At 38.4% G+C, this 18,066-nt stretch carries 19 protein-coding genes and 1 riboswitch; of the genes, 6 read left to right on the forward strand and 13 right to left on the reverse strand.

All coding sequences use genetic code 11. The annotated features are described in order from the left end of the window. Positions 1-161: 161 nt before the first annotated feature. On the reverse strand, positions 162-1,523 hold the full coding sequence (locus BUC20_RS04405; protein WP_073227901.1) for an alpha/beta hydrolase family protein: 1,362 nt from the start codon (positions 1,521-1,523) through the stop codon (positions 162-164). Positions 1,524-1,953: 430 nt separating this feature from the next. Between BUC20_RS04405 and BUC20_RS04410 the strand changes: the two genes are divergently transcribed. From BUC20_RS04410 to BUC20_RS04415, 3 genes are read left to right on the forward strand one after another with little or no spacing between them, the layout of a single operon-like run. Continuing rightward, a complete protein-coding gene (locus tag BUC20_RS04410; protein ID WP_143166694.1) occupies positions 1,954-2,565 on the forward strand; it encodes a hypothetical protein in 612 nt (203 codons plus the stop codon). 33 nt (positions 2,566-2,598) lie between these two features. Next, positions 2,599-2,748 carry a hypothetical protein gene (locus tag BUC20_RS33870; RefSeq protein ID WP_159441049.1) on the forward strand — a complete coding sequence of 50 codons (150 nt, stop codon included), beginning with the start codon at positions 2,599-2,601 and terminating at the stop codon, positions 2,746-2,748. Beyond that, positions 2,745-3,554 (forward strand): hypothetical protein, encoded by an 810-nt coding sequence (locus BUC20_RS04415; protein ID WP_143166695.1) that lies wholly within the window; start codon positions 2,745-2,747, stop codon positions 3,552-3,554. The genes BUC20_RS33870 and BUC20_RS04415 overlap by 4 nt, the downstream gene beginning before the upstream one ends. 315 nt (positions 3,555-3,869) lie before the next feature. Here BUC20_RS04415 and BUC20_RS04420 read toward each other — a convergent pair whose 3' ends face one another. The 9 genes from BUC20_RS04420 to BUC20_RS04460 all read right to left on the reverse strand — a co-directional run bounded on the left by BUC20_RS04420 (position 3,870) and on the right by BUC20_RS04460 (position 13,908). Then, entirely contained in the window at positions 3,870-4,904 is a 1,035-nt protein-coding gene (locus BUC20_RS04420) for an MAC/perforin domain-containing protein (RefSeq protein ID WP_073227910.1), read from the reverse strand. Between the two features lie 182 nt (positions 4,905-5,086). Next, the gene (locus BUC20_RS04425) at positions 5,087-6,610 is read right to left on the reverse strand and encodes a hypothetical protein (RefSeq protein ID WP_073227912.1); all 1,524 of its coding nucleotides are present in this window, start codon (positions 6,608-6,610) and stop codon (positions 5,087-5,089) included. Positions 6,611-6,683: 73 nt separating this feature from the next. Continuing rightward, positions 6,684-7,610: a DUF4465 domain-containing protein gene (locus tag BUC20_RS04430; protein WP_159441050.1), complete on the reverse strand. Its 927-nt coding sequence runs from the start codon at positions 7,608-7,610 to the stop codon at positions 6,684-6,686. Positions 7,611-7,661: 51 nt separating this feature from the next. After that, positions 7,662-9,143: a PKD-like domain-containing protein gene (locus tag BUC20_RS04435; protein WP_073227915.1), complete on the reverse strand. Its 1,482-nt coding sequence runs from the start codon at positions 9,141-9,143 to the stop codon at positions 7,662-7,664. Between the two features lie 324 nt (positions 9,144-9,467). Continuing rightward, a riboswitch (cobalamin riboswitch) is annotated at positions 9,468-9,671 on the reverse strand. 421 nt (positions 9,672-10,092) lie between these two features. After that, a complete protein-coding gene (locus tag BUC20_RS04440) occupies positions 10,093-10,839 on the reverse strand; it encodes a hypothetical protein (RefSeq protein WP_073227918.1) in 747 nt (248 codons plus the stop codon). A 49-nt stretch (positions 10,840-10,888) separates the two neighbouring features. Continuing rightward, positions 10,889-11,290, reverse strand: coding sequence for a hypothetical protein (locus tag BUC20_RS04445; RefSeq protein WP_073227919.1), 402 nt, complete (start codon positions 11,288-11,290; stop codon positions 10,889-10,891). Positions 11,291-11,301: 11 nt separating this feature from the next. After that, a complete protein-coding gene (locus BUC20_RS04450) occupies positions 11,302-11,706 on the reverse strand; it encodes a lipocalin family protein (protein WP_073227922.1) in 405 nt (134 codons plus the stop codon). A gap of 399 nt (positions 11,707-12,105) precedes the next feature. Next, a complete protein-coding gene (locus BUC20_RS04455) occupies positions 12,106-12,873 on the reverse strand; it encodes a hypothetical protein (protein WP_073227925.1) in 768 nt (255 codons plus the stop codon). Positions 12,874-12,903: 30 nt separating this feature from the next. Next, positions 12,904-13,908, reverse strand: coding sequence for a hypothetical protein (locus BUC20_RS04460; RefSeq protein WP_073227928.1), 1,005 nt, complete (start codon positions 13,906-13,908; stop codon positions 12,904-12,906). A 485-nt stretch (positions 13,909-14,393) separates the two neighbouring features. On the opposite strand from BUC20_RS04460, the gene BUC20_RS04465 reads away from it, so the two are divergent. The 3 genes from BUC20_RS04465 (at position 14,394) to BUC20_RS04475 (ending at position 16,126) form a co-directional block, all read left to right on the forward strand. Then, on the forward strand, positions 14,394-14,780 hold the full coding sequence (locus BUC20_RS04465; RefSeq protein WP_073227931.1) for a helix-turn-helix domain-containing protein: 387 nt from the start codon (positions 14,394-14,396) through the stop codon (positions 14,778-14,780). A gap of 3 nt (positions 14,781-14,783) precedes the next feature. Beyond that, on the forward strand, positions 14,784-15,173 hold the full coding sequence (locus BUC20_RS04470; protein ID WP_084528526.1) for a TfoX/Sxy family protein: 390 nt from the start codon (positions 14,784-14,786) through the stop codon (positions 15,171-15,173). Positions 15,174-15,283: 110 nt separating this feature from the next. Continuing rightward, positions 15,284-16,126 carry a hypothetical protein gene (locus BUC20_RS04475; protein ID WP_073227935.1) on the forward strand — a complete coding sequence of 281 codons (843 nt, stop codon included), beginning with the start codon at positions 15,284-15,286 and terminating at the stop codon, positions 16,124-16,126. Here BUC20_RS04475 and BUC20_RS04480 read toward each other — a convergent pair whose 3' ends face one another. The 3 genes from BUC20_RS04480 to BUC20_RS04490 are packed head-to-tail and all read right to left on the reverse strand — an operon-like array spanning position 16,127 to position 18,062. Beyond that, on the reverse strand, positions 16,127-16,732 hold the full coding sequence (locus BUC20_RS04480; RefSeq protein WP_073227937.1) for a GAD-like domain-containing protein: 606 nt from the start codon (positions 16,730-16,732) through the stop codon (positions 16,127-16,129). Positions 16,733-16,782: 50 nt separating this feature from the next. Continuing rightward, positions 16,783-17,391: a GAD-like domain-containing protein gene (locus BUC20_RS04485; protein ID WP_073227940.1), complete on the reverse strand. Its 609-nt coding sequence runs from the start codon at positions 17,389-17,391 to the stop codon at positions 16,783-16,785. 50 nt (positions 17,392-17,441) lie between these two features. Then, entirely contained in the window at positions 17,442-18,062 is a 621-nt protein-coding gene (locus BUC20_RS04490) for a T6SS immunity protein Tdi1 domain-containing protein (RefSeq protein ID WP_073227943.1), read from the reverse strand. Between the last annotated feature and the right edge of the window lie 4 nt (positions 18,063-18,066).

Below are 18,066 nucleotides of genomic sequence, written 5' to 3' on the forward strand. Positions count from 1 at the left end.
ACTCTCAGTAACTTATATTACAGTTTCAGCATTGCCATTAATTTCCGCTCTATGATTTAAAGTTGACTCAAAATATAAAGTCACAAAAAGTGTGACTTTATATCCGTAACAGTGGTTATCATATTCGTAACCTTAGCCTCATATGTGCCATGACACAGTTCTTATATTACATCAATGTATTTATCCACCCAATTGAATATCCTGGTATACGCAATGGCTAATGCCCCCGGCTGACAATGCAAATAGCCTGTATCCTCTTCAGTAAACAATACATAATCTTTAGGGCAGGTAAGTGCATCATACAGCCTTTTCGCTTCTCCCACCGAGAACTCCTCTCCCGTTCCATCGATCACCATCATCCGGCACCCGATGTTTTTGGCAACAGCTTCAATATTGTATTCCTGGTATTTTTTGATCAGTTCTGAGGGTTTATGTACACCGTATTTCCACAGCTCATCTGTTATTCCCCATTTAACATAACTGCTCGTTCTCATATACTCCTCAATTTTCTGATCAAACAGATCGTAATTGCCCGCCTGAAACAAAGGCAATAACTGAGGATCTATCTGGTTCAAACCATTGTATATACTTGCTGTCCAATTGAGCACACCAGGATTGGCCACACAAAGTTTAATGCGTTTTTCGACTGTTACCGCTCTTGGGGCCAGAAATCCCCCCATGCTGAATCCCATCAACACCGTCTTATTCATGTCTACCTCTTTTTTAGTATGTTTCAGAAAATCCAGTACCGGTGTAATCACATTCTCCCAGTCAGGCCGGAAAGGGATTCCCTGTATCCGTATCACTTTTCCCTGACCCGGACCATCAAACAGTAAGCAATGGTAACCTCGTTTTACAGCTTGTTGCGCAACCCATAGATAATCCTCGGCCCAGGAGTCTCGTCCTGCATGAAGAATGATCACAGGTGCTTTTTTGTTGGACTTCAATTTGGCTGGGAAAAAATAACCCGGCAATTCTGTCTTCATATACGGTATAGACACTGCTTCGAATGGGATTGACATTAGTTTCAGGGCCATTTTGTAATTTTTAACCACCTTGAGGCTGAGTTCTTTTACGATCTTATTAGCCGGATCCGGGTAGTGATGAAGCGCTGCGCGATAGTAAGTGGACGAGCGTAAATAAGATTCTCCAGCTGTAAATTCATGATGTTCTTTCAGGCAGGCATCTCCAAGCACCTTTAGCCTGTTGCCGGTTTTTATCCATTGATCTGACCAGCTATAGTCGTTCGCTTCATCAATTCGGGATGCAGTATCAAAGCATTCCCCAACATCAGACAGTCTTTGCCAGGTGCTTCCCACATAAAAAAGGAAAACACTTTCGAGCACAGGGTTTTTAAAAACCCCAAGTGGATACCAGGATTTTTTTGGGATCTTATTCGTTTCCTCATTTTCGGCAAGCTGCTCAGGATGGCTTCCCGCCAAAACAGCCGGGCTTGCCAGCGTGCACAGACCGGCTGTAGCAGCCAGTTTTACAAAAGAGCGGCGATTAGTTTCTCGTTTCATAATTTATTGATTTATAAGTTTTTACTTACATCAAAGCTCTCTATCTTTAAAAAGAAGACAAAGAAATTAATTACGAAGTGTTTAAATTTTACTACGAAGCGTATCATTCAGGATACGAACCGATTGGTTTCGGAGGACAGGAGCTTTTTCATCAAAACTTTCTTTTCTGGTCTTGAATCCATTCAATCCCTCGTCCGAAATGTGGCAGGTTATATTCTGACATTTATTCATGTTGTTAAATCAGGTTTTTGAGGGTACACTCTCTTATAGTCTGAATTACATTTCCGGTTTTGCAAGTGTAGAGTTTTAATTAAAAACAGTACAAGATTGAGAAATTTTATTAAAATATCTTGTAATTTCAACTATATGTTTTTAGAATAAAAAAAAGAGATTCCGTAGCCTGATTTCTCTTACACTTAAACACATAAAAATGTCACGTAATTATATCAAAATAACACTCATTATGGGATTTATAGCCTCATTGTTTGGATGCAACTCCGAAAAAACACCTCAACACACCAAATTAGAAGAAATTACCTTGAGAGCCGATCCTTCAGAAGGATTTAGTGATATTTATCTAAAAATAATATCCGATAAACCGACAGATAGTACTCATATCTATGTTGCCAAAGGGCTTTATCATGGCAAAACAGTAGGAATACAGGTTGAGGTTAAATCCAATATGCCAGCAGGTATAACGCAAAACGGCGAGATCAGTAATGCTGGGTTTATTTATGACGCAGTAACGTTTTTCTCTATTGGGGAAGAAAGTAATGAACTTATAAAGGCACTAGGCACTTTATATTCGGTCAATACATCCAGGCCATTTGCCAGTCAAGTGACAGCGACGACTGTATTTTCCTTAAACAAAAACATATCAAATCTTAATACTGCAGGTAATTATAAGTTTAAGCTATTCTTTGATACTGAAGCCGATGTCCCTGAAATATATCTGAACTTAAACCTAACAGAAGGAATAATAGAAATACTGGAAAAAGACCAGGAATACAGGAAACCTATAATAGACGTTTTAACCAAATAGAATTACTGATGTTGTACATCAGGGACTGAGCATATGACTGAACGACAAAAATATCAGGGAACTTTTGCCGATCAGTTTGGAACCACTGACATTGTGGTTTTAAACGATTTTGAAAACCTGTATTTTGAAATAGACGGAGTAAAATTCGAGGGCCTGGAAAAGACTAACAATATAAATGAATGAAAATATTTGTTTTAATACTAATGCTGTTGATTTCCTGTGGGAGAAACCAATCTAAAAAAATCTCAAACGATGAGGAGGTCAATATAGCAAAAATCGATTCTACGGATATTGAAGGTAAAATACATGCTCCGGCCTCTTCCAGGAACCAAAGTGTGCAAAAAAAAGTAGATACAGTGAATATTCCATCGAAATATGTAGTCACAATTCCATTGGAAATCAATAAAAAAAAGATAGACATCCGATTGCTGCTCTCTAAGTCTGAAGATTTGTTTAGAGGAAAAAATTATACCATTGCTGAAATAGAAGAAGATAAAAATAGCTTTTTACCTAAATCTGCTTACGACTGTATAGAAGGCACTGTTGAGCTTCAGCATTGGCAAGTTCTAAATAGCAATTCATATTATTTTGCTTATGATTATTATAAGAATAACAAATTCAAAGAAAATGATTTTGTAAGTAAGAAAAAAATGATTTTTGGTCATGCAGATTATAATTTCATAACAATAACAGATGTGGATAATGATGGATATGAAGATCTTCTTATTCTGGATCTGGCAAACTCCATGAGAGATAATGAAGTGCATCAATTCTACAAATGGTCTGAGAAAGAAAGCAAACTTATATTTATGCCAGATTTTTTCGATAAAACCGCTTTCCGGGGATGGGACAAAACAGAAAAATATCTAATAACAGGGCTGAGTGATACCAGAGAAAGAAAACTCTATAAAAATAAAATAGTTCGGGGCAAACTGAAGGTTGTTGATGAATGTACAGAGTACGCAGTATCAGATAAATTTTGTTGGTAAACAAATATTTTTCAAATATGATCATGTTTCACCCGCCATTGCCTATCCTTTGAAACTTTTAAAAGCGATCTCCAGGCAGACAGATATATGGTATACGAAAGATATGATATGGAGAAAACCTGGAAAATATCATGTTAATTAACCACAAAAAAGACTTTTAATAAAAAATAAGCAGGCTGTTTCATATAATAGAAACAACCTGCTTACGTTAAAACTTCATTCTTTGAATACGAACTGCGGTCAAAATAGCCAGTAGCGCTACACCTACATCAGCAGAGACAGCTTCCCACATGGCGGCAAGTCCAGCCCATAAATTTAGTTTGTCAACCTGACTGCTTTATCAGCAAAGTATTTTCCGAGGTAAGCTTTTACCGCGGCTTTTTTAAGGGGTTCATCAATAAAACTATCTAGTGGAACCAGGCGATCCCTAAAAACACCAATAAACCGTGCATTGTCTTCTGTATTAGTTGAACGCCAGTCTGTAATATTCAACATCACTCTGTTATTTATCATTTCAGTTCTCAACCTGTTCAGCTCACCTCCAATGGAGCTATAATAGATTTGTGCCTTAGAATTTGCATTTAAGTTCTCTAACTTCACCGCATCCATGGGGCCGGTCATTAAGCCAAATGTTCTTTTTATCGCATAGCGTAGTCCTTCCATAATAACAGACTCTCTATTTTCTGCCGGGGCCTCTGCCTGATAAACAACATCAAATTTTGAACCCATATTTATCCCGGCCAGAACGTGTGTTCCATATTTATGAATAAGCTCCTCGGCGCTTAGTAAAGTAATGTCGTTCCTGAAACCCGCTGTCAGAAATTTATTGACACGTTGCTCAGGATAAAACTCATATCTTTTCCATACCATGTAATTGGAATAGTATCCGTAAACATATTTTTTATCTGTGGCAACTGTTCCAGGGAATATCTTTTCGATAGTGTTTCCAAAGAGCCTCAAACCTTTGGTTTCTTCATAAGTACTGGAAAATTTTTCTGAAAGCTCCATCGCATTTTTGGCATGAATAGTTCTCCACGAACCTTCAGTGCCTCTGGCTATGCTAACTAAATCAGATCCACTGGCAGCATAAGCTAAAACGTCAACTACGCTTGCTCTTACTGAGGCTTCGTCGTCGAACTTATCAGTAACATCGTATCCAAACCCTAAAAAATTATAGGTTTCAGGCCGTTTATACAGCGGCTTACTTTCTTCTGTTGCCCCCTTAACGACCAATTCAATATCCGGGGATAATTTCTCTTTCTGATCAGGGGTTTTAATTACTTCATCGGATTTTTTCTTGCAGGAGGCAAGCATGGCAAAAACTGCCATCACTAGAATTGTTTTTTTCATGTGGTTTAAATTTGTGTGTATGTTGTTCACAGCAATTTTAATACCACTAATACAACATTTTTTTTATTTATTTACAAATATCCTTCAGCTTCGAATAAATCCGGTATACGGTTATTTATTATTGAAATAAAAAAGACGCATTTTTGATGCGTCTTTCTATTCTGAGTGATCATCAGACCTTCTTATTGTTTTACGGTTTCAATTTTTGTTCCTAACAAGTGTAAATCTTCCCCCCTGCTGATTTCGGTAGAAGCTTCTCCCAACCAACCATTTTCCTGATCTATCCCATTGTAGATCTTTACAAAGTCGATGCCCGGCAGGATGACTTTATTTCCGTTTTTATCAATAGCCCATTCAATATCAATACCGGAATTATCATGCGTATTGGGATAATTATCTACATATCCGTAACCATATGCGTATTGTACATAGTAACTTCCTTGTCCACTTTCTTCTACACCGTTTCTAGCCAGGCGAATACCTTTGTAAGTGATTTTATCATCTTTCAGCCAGGCAGGATAATAACTCTGTGCATGAAAAGTATTTTTCACTTTATAACCTTGTTGCCCCTGGTTATCTGCCCAACGGATATAATTGTTGATACTGATGTTATTCTGAGGTGTACCTGTGGGACTTTCCGTTGCAGGCCTGTCGTAGGTCATTTCATAACTGCGAAAGGTACGTACATCATTATTCTTGCCGACAGCAATCGCATACCACGGCTCTTTTTCAGCAGAGAAATTACCACTTCCCTTTATTTCATACCACTCGTCTTCATCAGGCTTACCGTTTTTATTTTTATCATAAGCTACCATCACAATTCCTGGCTCGGAGCTTCCACCAAAAGGTGCGTTTGGACGGGGATTCGCGGCAGCACCGAAAGCATTTCCATGAATCCTGAAATCGCGTCTGCCTGCTACATTAACAATGGTATGATCAAAGCCCAAAACTACGTAACCGCCCCAGCCTCCCAGGGTGATGGCATTGGCATTCTCTCCTACAAGTTCTTTTCCTGCTTTGTTAACCATCGTTTCATAAGTATCACCGGCAACGTATTTTGGCAATTCGTTTACAAACTGACCAGGCGCCGGAAGGTAATCGAACACTTTAGCGATATAGGCTGAAGCAAGGCGTTCAGGTCGGCGCACAGTGATGAGTAAGGTATCGGCCAGGTCACCGGAAGATACCTTTAGCTTGTAAGTTCCCCTATCCACGGTTGCAAACATTGCCGAGGTTGCATTGGTAGCCGTTAGTCGGTAAAGCTCAGATGGAGGAGAAAGTACTTCCCATTTCAGATCATTTTTGCCTGCAAATTTCTTTGATGCCTCCAACGTCAGGATGGCATTGGTTGTGGTCTGGAAGTTCAGATACCGGCCAGTAGTGATCCTGACTACCTTTTGGAAAACGTTGCCCGAATTGTATGCCATCACGATCAGGTTATAAGTGCCTGGTTCGGCAGGTGCCTGGAAATTGTATTCCATAGCATTGGCTACCCTTTTTCCGTTTACATGCCATACTAAAGAATCTACTTTGTTTTCAATTGCAGGTTTAAACAATAAGGTCTCTTTGACCACCACATAATATTCAGCTTCAAGTCCGGAGATGCCAGGTGCAGGTGCTGGTGTTTCAGCTTCTTTTTTACAGCCACCGATTAATAATATGGTAACGGTGGTCAGGTAAACTAGAAATTTGTAAGATTTATTCATTTTGTCAAATTATGATTTGCACTATCGTTAACTGATAGCAGTATTATAAAAAAGCCGGGTATTATTTATCGGATTATAATGTCACCTTTACATTGTCTATGCAGACATAGGCTGGTGTATTTAGTCCGTAGGTGCCTGAATCATTACCTTCAATATTGAATTCAACACGGGTAACATTACCCAGGTCCGAAAGGTCAAAATAAGTCCATGCGGTTAAAGGTCCGGTAACAGGCAAGTGGTTATTGTATCTTGCGAGGTCAATTTCAACAGGGTCACCGTTATTTGTGGCTGTGTTGCCATTAAATCCATAGGCCAGCAATTTCAGATACCCCGCTCCTCCTGCTACATCTTTTAATGGCGTTGCCGTTCCTGAACCGAATGAATTACCATTCTGGATTACCCCATAAGTATAGGACGAAAGCGTTACATACATCCCTTCTACCACTCCGCTGCCAGATGTAAAATCAAGCTTAGGACGTGTAGCATAGGTTGAATTATAGGAATCTACATAGCCAAACATGACTGCAAAATTACTGCTGCCACCATAGCCACCGTTTTTAGCGCCATCTGTACCTGAATAAACACTGCACTGATTGAGGTAAGAATACCACCAATCACCGGTTTTTCCCGGAGTATTTGATTTGTTGTTCCAGTCGGAAACCACAAAGCCTCCGTTCCAGTAGTCGACCGGAGATCCTCCGCCTGCACCTTTGATCGCAAACTTCAAATTGCTTGGCGAATGCACATATGGTGCGATCTGGGTACCAGCCCAGGAAGAGTAGGCATTATCTCCGTATGAGGTATTACCAGCCATGAAGCTACTTCCGATACCTTCAAAAGTGATGGTATAGCTTGTGGCCAGACTCGTTTTTGATTCTTTTGTGCTTTTGGTTTGTGAAGTTACCTCTGGTAATAAATCGTTCTGTTTGCTACAGGAAGCCAATACACCAAGAGAAATGGTTGCTACCAGTAAGGTTTTAATAGATAGGGATTTTTTCATAATAAGTTCTAATTTTTGATTTGGATTATACATTGGGATTACCCGGCTTTTTTAATTTTTGAGGTGTTTATCCAAAATAGACCCCACCTGTAACATGCGCCCTTCTTCCATATTGTAATCGGTCATCACATTCCCTGTGCTCAGGTCCTGTTGAAAAGGATAGACCACCTTTTGAACTCTTACAAAATCGATTCCCGGCAATTGAATCGTCTCTCCTTTTTTGTTTACGGCCATATCGATATCAATATTCAACTTCTGAAAGAATGGAGCGGCACCAGTAATGTTCCTGCTGATGCGCTTTCCCTTGCGGGAGAAAGAACTTTTCCATCCATCCAGAATGGCTGTCTGTTTTGTCGAATTGTCGGTTACGGTTAGTCCTGGAAAGAAACCTCTGTTGGAGAATGCTCCTGCGCTGGTCATGGAACTGGTAAAGGTTTTGTTGGTCAGGATCTCTCCACTGGCAAGGCTTGGCTGGTTGTCTTTCCAGTTAAAATAACTGTATATCCTTTTGGCATCTGTTTCCGTTTTATTGTAGGTAAACACCATTTCATATTCCGGGATATCTTCCAGCCCATAATCATCGTTTTTCAGCTCGTACCATTCGTCTTCGTCCGGCATTCCGTTTTTATTACGGTCATAGGCTACGTACACCGCTGGCAGGTCACGGGCGGAGTGAAAAGCATTCATCTCCAGATCGGTTTTACCCGAAACATTGGCAACAGTATGGTCAAATTTGAAAGTGACAGATCCACCCCAGCTACCCAGGAAGAGTGCAGCATTTGTATTTATTTTTCTAATGGCGCTTGCCTTCGCGAGAAAATCATTGTAAGCGAGTGGGTATTCGTCACCATACTTCCAGTTATCCGCAGATCCTATGATAGACCAATTGTGGTTTTTGCCTGGTGAAGGAGCATATTCGAGTACGGTATAGGCATTTTTTATATACTGTTCTTCCTTTACTGCGATCGTGCATTTGGCGGAAACACTTTGTTTTCCGGCGGTTGCACGAAGTGTAAGCTCGTAAGTTCCCGCTTCAGGGGAAATAAAGCTCAGGTTTAGTTTTTTACCAATCACCAGATCTCCGATAGACCATTCATATTCGTAATCCTTACGGTCCGGTCCGGTGATGGCAGGCGTAATCTCCAATACATTGGACATGGAGACCTTCAGCTCATTAGTTAACGAGATCACAATCGGCTTTTCTACAGTTAATTTGTAAGATTGCTGCTCTGTACCTCCTTTATTGGTTACTTTAAATATGACTTCAAAGATTCCCGGCTCGGTGGCCTGAAAGGTATAGTTGAGCTGCCCCGAAGCTGTTTCCTTGCCATTCACCAACCAGATATAGCTATTGCCTTTGGTATTTGTGATATTGGGCGCTAAGGTTAGTTTATCACCGATGTTTAGCGTAGCTATATCTGTCTCGACCCCGGAAATGGTTGGCTTAACCTGTAATTCCTTCTTGCAAGAGGAGGCAAAGAGCATAACTGCGACCAGTAGCTTTAGAGAAATGATACCTTTCAAGTTTTTCATGTTTGTTTTTTTGATTATCTGAGTTTTAATTAAATCCTGATCTGTTACTTAGTAAAATGAGTTGGGATATTGTAGATAAATTCCGGGGAATGCCCCTATCCAGACATATAGGACCAGGGCAGTTTTTCTGCCCATATAGATTAGCGCTAATAAATGCTAAAAACGTGATCATTAACGTTTTTAATGCGTCTGAGATATACATCAATAATTGAATAAATAGCTTCGGGAATGACATGCGAAAACAAACGGAACAGACCACGAGGGCCCTCGAAGTAAAATTACCCCGGTCCATGCTGTATTCAAAACCTCATCCTCGAAGGCTTTAAAAAATATATGTATCTGGCAGGTCTCCTGACTTATTCCCAATTTGACGGCCTTCCCATTTTCTTTTAAAAAACAGTGGCAATTAGATGTCAATTGTTGTGATAGAACTTACAGTAGCGGGTCTGCTCAGGATTTTCACCTGATTCCCTATTAATCCTAACATTGTGAAATTTTATGTTAAGAACCAATTACGACGCGAAAGTACAAAAAGTTATTGATATGGTGGTGAAGTTTAAGTAATAAGCATCTGTATCACAAGACAGCTACCTTCTACGAATTACTTTATCAATTGAGAAAATCAATAAAAACAGAATAGCAAAAAAGACTAAAAAATAGCCCAGGAATAATCTTTGATAATCGTTAAACACTAACGTAAATATTAATAATAATACAATTATACACGAAATGATATAAATATAATTTCCCTTTGAATAATCTTTAAACTTTATAATCCGGTACAATCTGACTATTAGAAATAAAGGGAGGAATACCGCACAAAAGACAGATATTTGGTGTACTAAATTCGATTTTAAAATTTCGTCCATAACAAGATTTTACCCTGAGGTTAACATCTTTATTAAGAAGTATCCCCGACCGGGCCGAATTTAGTGATTATTATTGTGCGTTATCTCCTAATCGTAAAATAGTCCTCCATACTTTTGCCATGACGGTCTTTGAATTTCCTTAAAATTGATTCATTACAGGACAAGGTATCGATGATGCGTATAATTTTTCCAGGCATCTCTATTTTTTCCGCCAGGCCGCTGCTCTCGAGGTTGAATTCATTTTTTTCCGGAGTTCCCTCATGGTAAGCGATGGCCCCATCCGCACTGATGTCAAAAAAGTAAGGTCTGCCATTTGACTGCCCGGTAAAATACTGCACCAGATCCTCGCGCCTGACATAGGCTGTCCCCACAAGATGGGTATCAAAATAGATGTTTTTAAGCTTGTACATTTCCTGTTCTACCTGGGGCCATCCGTTTGCAAAAAAATCAGCATAAGCCTGATAACTTTTCAGGTCGAGCTGGTCGGGGTCTACATAAAGCATGGTCACTCTTCTATCGTTATTTTCGATCCTGTTTTTATAGGTAACCGTATCGGGGCCAATGAGGCGATAAGGAATATCTTTAAAAATGGCATAACTGTAAGGCCTGCCATTGAGGTCTATGGTATGGGCATCAATATATACCGGTTTTAAATCACCCAGTTTAATGAAATAATCCACTGTACCTGAGACAAAAGTTCTGGTTTCTTTAATGCCGACAGTAACCTGCTGATTCTTATAGCGGCCCTGATAAATGTCAGTTTTACTTTCACAGCTGATAAAAGTGGTGATGATGATTATGCTGTAAATGAAGTATTTGGTTTTCATATTGGTGGTTTTAATAGCGCAGGTACTGACATGTAAAAAGAATTGGCTCTTATTTGCTCAGGTTGTACGATAATTTATCAATATTATCACCATCTTTTTCCGAAATGCTAAATGTCAGTTTCTTGTCGTTCAGTTCGTCTATATCATAAGCTTCATCCTCAACCAGCAGCTTATTCTCCGCATTAATGCTATAGTTTCCGGTACGTTCTGCTCCGTTCATCCTGACCTGGATTTTACCATCAGCTCTAAATTCCATGTAATCGCCTGGCTCGGCGGGATTGGTATCGATACTGGGTGGTTTGGTAGTGGTTACGGTTCGGGAAACATAGGTCCATTTACCAAGTATTTTTTCCTGGATAGTTTTTTCCCGTTCCTTATTTTTATCTTTTTTACAGGCCTGGACGGCAAAGATCATTGCCGTAAACAGCATTATAGTTTTTAAAGTTTTCATGGTCTTAATTTTTAGCGGCCGAGGGTAAAGGTGCTGGTTACCGTTCTGGTACTGCTGGTATATGATGCTTCAAAAACGAATTTGTTGTTTGTGATTTCCTTAATGGTATAAGGTTCATCAAAGAGTTCAATCGTAGTATCATTTTTTATCTTATAGGTAGCGGTTAGTTCCCCCTCTATATTGGTCTTCATTGTGCCATCAGCAAAGAATTCGAAATACCCCCCTTTAAATTCGGATGTATTTGTTTTTGGCGGCTCTCCGGGCTTTTGGATGATCTCGATGAAAGAGGTAAGGTTCCATCTGCCTATGACTTTTTCATTGACAGTTTTTTCGGGTTCCTTATCTCTATCCTTTTTACAGGCGGTAACAGAGAGCAGCAGCGTTAAAAGCAATAGGATAGCTGATTTTGATTTCATGGTAGTTAGATGTTTAAAGGTTAGATTGATAAATCAAAATTACGATCAGATATCCTCCAAACCGCATAAACAGCGTCTACTTAGCGACTACGTATGCTTAATCAGCACCAATAAGTGTAACCTGACCGGTATTCCGGAACAAAAAAGCTACAACATTAGCCAGTTTAGCTACATCAGCTGGTATATTAAAGTCCATCTTTGACACATCATCATCAAAAACAGATCAAGATGTCCTACTGCAGTTATATCAATAACATGCAGTTCATCAAATCATCTTAACAAAAAATCCCAATTGGAAACAGTGATCATCATCAATAGCAGAGCAGCTGTTGTGGAAATCAGACTATCGGCCTGTAACCTAAACTGGGATCAATGAGATAATCAGAAGAATGCTGGAGATTATTGTCCTTTGATGTTCAGTTCTTCAAGCTTTTTTGTTGAAGGATTCATTTCAAATACTTTTTTTGAGGGACGCTGAATGTAAAGCGTGTTTAACAGCTTATACTTGTCTGTATATCTCTTTATGTCAAAATCTTCCTCATTCTTTGAGAGTTCATAAACTATCGGCACAAGTGTATAGCTGTTACCTTCTATTTTTTCCGGATCTGCCGGAAGCCATTCGATGTAATAGTTATCAGTTATTGCTTTTCGGACTTTTGCATTTTGCGGTGTTTTCAGATAAGCATTTACGATCTTGTCAATCCAGCTATTTTGGTTATAAATGTTACTAAATTCAATTTTCCCGTCGTTGTTTTGCGAGTATGTGGAGTATTTGTGATATTGAGTATAATCGCTTTTATAGGATAAAGAACAGGGTTTGTTTTTGTTTATACAAATAAGGGTATCAATTTCAAGTTTAATATAACCGTTAGCAAAAATATGATAGGAACCTTTTATTTGTTTGACGTCACTTTGTTCCAAAGCCTTATTTGTACTGATAAAATTTAATGAATCAAATTCAATTAAGAATTCAAAGTCATGATATGGGTCTTTCGTGTTTTCAGGAAAGATTTCAGAACCTATTCCATGTCCATATCCCCAAAAAGTTTTAGATTTCCATTTGGTATTTTTTAAATTTAATGTTTGGGCATTTGCATTAAACACGCCTGATATAAGTAAGAATATGAATAGTATTTTTACTACCGCCGACTGGTGCTTTTTATTCATTTTTTGCAATCGTTCTATTTCAATAATTATTTAGTACACCTGGAGCTCAGCACCTTTTTTGGGACGATACAAATAGAGCCGAATGTAAGTTGTTGTTCCAATAGCTTTATCTTTTCGTTTAAAACCACCCCAAAGAGATGATTTTTCGTTGTTTTTCTTTTCCAGACAAACTAATTTTCCGTTGGCATAAAAAGTCAGTTTGTAGTTTTCTATTGGTTTCAGATCAAAAAATTCCAGATTAGCGTCGGTTCTGAATTGATAGTCGTTGTCCCATCTTTCTTTTATTTCCTCAGGAGAGGAATACAATTGCTGTGCAGTCCTTTTTTCACTTGTATATAGCTCATTGGCTAAATCATCTTTTGAACCTTTTAAATAAACATCTCTGATCTGGTTATACTTGGTAACCACCTCTTTTTCCAGGGTTTTCAGCTTGTCATTATCTTTTGTATAGAGTGTTTCGGCATTAGCTAACGTATGAATTTGATAAGGTACTTTAGCCTCAAAGGTAAAACCATCTTCGAAAGAAGGACTCCCATCATAGGTTGCGGTTTTTTTATTCTGGGATTCTTTTTGTGGAGTTGAGTAAACTTTAATCTCTTCCTCATCGCCAGAACCACCATCTTTATCAGGGACTGATACTACGATAACGACTTCAACTGCAGAATTTTTCATTAATGCAGGGAATAAGGAGCCTGTCTTCTGATTAAATCCGGGAGATAAACGGACTGTTACTTTTTGTGTGCCCTCTTGTGTGATGTCCCAATTGATAGGGAAATATGAGCGCGACAAGCCAGCTCCGGAGGCGTCGCGATGCTTAATAACAGGGATGTCATTAATGAGGACCTCAAAAGAACAATTATTAGTTGAAATATAGGCCCCGTAGTTAGGTTCTTTATTGAAACGTTTTATTTCGCGTCCTATTGCATAAATATCATTTTCAGACTTAGCGTTCTCCTTCTTCTCCTGTCCTTTGCAATTTATAAATAGCAAAAGGGGCAAAATCAGAAGGACCGGTTTTATGTTTATTATTTTCATAGGGTTTTTCAAAAATCACTTATCTTTTTTCATCCAAGTGTTTTGGTCTGTATTTCAAAGCTAATGATTTCCTTATTGATAATTCTTTCGTCTTAATTCAATTTTTTTGATTTATCAGACAACCAATAAGTTTCAATATTATTCTCTTTTGGCTATTTTCATTTGGCAGATAAGTGTTGTGTAAATAACACTCATGACATTGGTATTCTTACAATAAATATGGAAATACAGAAGATTATCTTTATTATCACAGCTGCCTGCTTCAATTTTTAGAAATTCCTGATGTATTCATCAGAAAAGAGAAACATTTTACTGGCGCATCTAACATAGCGCGTCTTACTCAATAGATCTTTCTAAAACACTCCATACCCTCATCAATTCTTATTTCAGGAATTTCAGATGAGTAACTGAGAAACGCCACCAATAAGTATTTATGCTGCAGCACAACATTAATTAATCAATGGTCAAACTAAAAACTAACCAATATGAATCTTGGAAGAAAAATCGGACGTATCCGCGAATTACGCGGAATTAAGCAATCAACTATGGCAATTGAGCTGGGTATAGCCCAACAGAACGTTTCCAAGCTAGAACATAGAGATGAAGTCGGAGACGAACTTCTGAAAAAAGTTGCTAATATACTCGGAGTAAGCCCGGAGGGTATAAGAAACTACCAGGAAGGAGATTTACAGGAAATTGTTACCTGCATGAAAACAAAGAAAGAAAAGCAAATGCTGATTGACTACTCTCCTCCCTTCGATCCTATGGAAAAAATAGTGCAGCTCTATGACGAAAAAGTGGAGCTCCTGCAACGTCTCGTAGAAAGTGAACAGGAGAAAGTTGAAATCCTACGAAGGATGAAAGAAGAATAACTGATGATAACATTCACTACATTTGAATTGGCATCCAATAAACTATACTATATGGCTTACGATGAACAACTGGCTAATCAGGTACGAGAATTACTCTCCGACCGCGAAGATGTGACTGAAAAGGAAATGTTCAGTGGGATTTGCTTTATGATAGATCAAAAAATGTGTATCTGTGTTTCAGGCAATGAATTACTATGCCGCATAGGTTCAGAAAAAGTGGGTGTAGAATTAGAGAACGGCAATTGCAGGAACATGATGAACAATGGCAGAGTAATGAAAGACTATGTTTATGTTGAAGACACGGTTCTTAACAGCTTAAAGAAGCTGCAGTATTGGGTTGACCTATGCCTTGAGTTTAACCCAATGGCCAAATCATCCAGAAAAAAAGATTGATTATTCTGCCCCTATCTATACCGAAATACTTAAAATCAACAGCAATACACAACTGATTAATTATTTATTTGTAGAATTGCGTTAGTGAAAACCATCAATCAATTCTCAAAATGGAAAACTCATTAGAATTAACGGATGAACAGGAAAGAGCAAGGAAATTCAAATCAGAGGTAAACAGCTACGGGGATATCTGTAGAATTCTAAACATAGATCCTGATCTTGAACCAGATGTATCTGCTTACGATGAAGAGGATAAAGAGGCGGCGATCTCCATGTTCAGATTGTGGAAAGCAAATAAAGTAGCATGGAATGGCGAAGCGATCGACTTCAATAAGTATCAGCCCCAACATGAAATTTACTGTGATCTCAGTGATGAAGCTGGTTCTGGTTTTGGTTTCGCGTACTACAGAACACACTACGTTAGCGATTACACGAATGTAGGTGCCCGCCTCCTTTGGCCCAGCTCTTTTATCGCAAAACACATTTTTAGGGCGATGCCGGAGGACTTTTATAATATGATGAAAATACCCGATGAAGCAGCATACTTAAACCCAAAATCCGGGGAAATTAATTTCGTCGAAGAAGTAAACGGTTATGGGGATGTCTGTAAAATCTTAAACATAGACCCTGATTTAAAACCAGATGTATCGGCCTATGATGATGAGGATAAAGAGGCAGCGATCTCCTTGTTCAGGTTATGGAAAGCAAGTAAAGCGGCCTGGAATGGCGAAGTGCTGGATTTCAATAACGATAAACAGGAAAAATTTGAAGTTTTGTGTTGTTTGGGTGATGAAGATAGTCCGTTGGGTTTTGAATACGTTAGCTACCAATTCTTCGGCTCTTGTACACATGTCGGTGCCCGCCTGCTTTGGCCCAGCATTGCCATAGGAAAACACCTTACTGAGGTGATGAAACAGGATTTCATTAATGTGATGAAAATCCCGAAAAAATAACTATCCTAAATCAATAATTTTACCTACAGCCTGGCCAATGATGTGAAGGTATGCTTTTGCTTCAATAACCGCTAAGTTATTGTTTGAGGCTTTCCCTCCTAATGACAAGGCAGGTATATAACCATAGCATTGACCATATTGCAGTTGAGATAACTTGTCCTTAATTTCTAAAAAGGCTTTGGAATCGAAATATTCTTTGTGAGCTATAAAATAATCATCAAAAAATACATCAAGAGTTCCTTTCATAGAATTTAATGCGCGACTTTGACATTTTCTAATATTTATTATTTTCACCCTATTTCCTTCATCCGGGGCGATTGTCCAATTTTCATTTCCCTCCCAAATCAACAAATCTCCTAATGCAGTTACTCCAAAAACAACAGACGGCTCTAATAATTTATCAATGTATTCAAATACAAATTCAAATTCATCTGGATTTACCAATTGAAGAAATCCATCTTCAAAAATCCCAAATCCCATTGTTTGCCAAATATTGATCAATTCACCAGGAAGCAGATTTTTGTATTTATTGATCATTTCTAAAGAAACTTCAACATGCCTGACGTAATTATTCTGGTTTCTTTCTTCAAATGTTAATCTTGACATATTGTATTTTTTATCAGACAGTAATCATTAATGTAAATATTCTTCAATAACTATCCCAGATCAACAATCTTTCCTACCGCCTGACCGATCACCTGAATATAAGATTTTGAGTCCACAACCTGTAAATTATTGTTGGAGGCTTTCCCTCCCAATGGCAAAGCAGGCACATACCCATAGCATTGCCCATACTCCGGTTTTGATTGCTTTTCTTTAATTTCTAAAAAGGGTTTGGCGTCGAAATAGGATTTATTCGCAATCGCAGTATGATCACCTAAAGTAAAATTCAAAAGGAAATCCATATCACCCAAGATTCTTGCATTACATTTTCTCACATCTATTAGTTTAACACGATTCCCTTCATCCGGGGATATTGTCCAATTTTGATTCCCTTCCCAAATCAACAAGTCACCCAGCGCTGTAACTCCAAAAACAATAGATGGCTCTAATAATTTATCAATGTATTCAAATACAAATTCAAATTCATCGGGATTTACCAATTGAAGGAATCCATCTTCAAAAATCCCAAATCCCATTGTTTGCCAAATATTGATCAATTCACCAGGAAGCAGATTTTTGTATTTATTGATTGTTTCTAAAGAAACTTCAGCATGCCTGACGTAATTATTCTGGTTTCTTTCTTCAAATGTTAATCTTGCCATATTGTATTTTTTATTCCACGGTAATCATTAATGTAAATAATCGTCAATAACTATCCCAGATCTATAATCTTTCCTATTGCCTGACCAATTACCTGGATATAAGATTTTGCATCCACGACCTGTAAATTATTGTTGGAGGCTTTCCCTCCCAATGGCAAAGCAGGTACATATCCATAGCATTGACCATAATGTAGCTTTGGCAATTTCCCCTTCATTTCCAGATAAGGTTTAGCTTTATAAGTATCAATTAAATCGTCTTCATCATTAACAAGTATATCCAGATAAACATCGACCTCAGCACCAATTATATTTTTCTTCGGTTGTCTGATATTAACAAAAGCGGCCCTATCTCCTTCATCTGCCGCAATTGTCCAATTATCGTTGCCTTCCCATAAGAGCAAATCACCTAATGCAGTAATCCCCCAAATAATTGTAGGTTCCAGAAGTTTATCTATATACTCAAATACAAAAGTGTATTCTTCCGGGTTTACAATTTGCAAATAACCGTCTTCAAAAACACCAAAGCCCATATTTCGCCAGATCCAGGTTAATTCTTTCGGAAATTTTCCTTTAAATAGTTCATCATACCTGGCTATTGTTTCTTCAGAAACTGCACTATGCTGTTGGTAGGTACTCATGTTCCTGTTAATGAATTGTTGGATTGTCTCCATTGCT

The organism is Pedobacter caeni (assembly GCF_900129215.1).
Taxonomy (GTDB): domain Bacteria; phylum Bacteroidota; class Bacteroidia; order Sphingobacteriales; family Sphingobacteriaceae; genus Pedobacter; species Pedobacter caeni.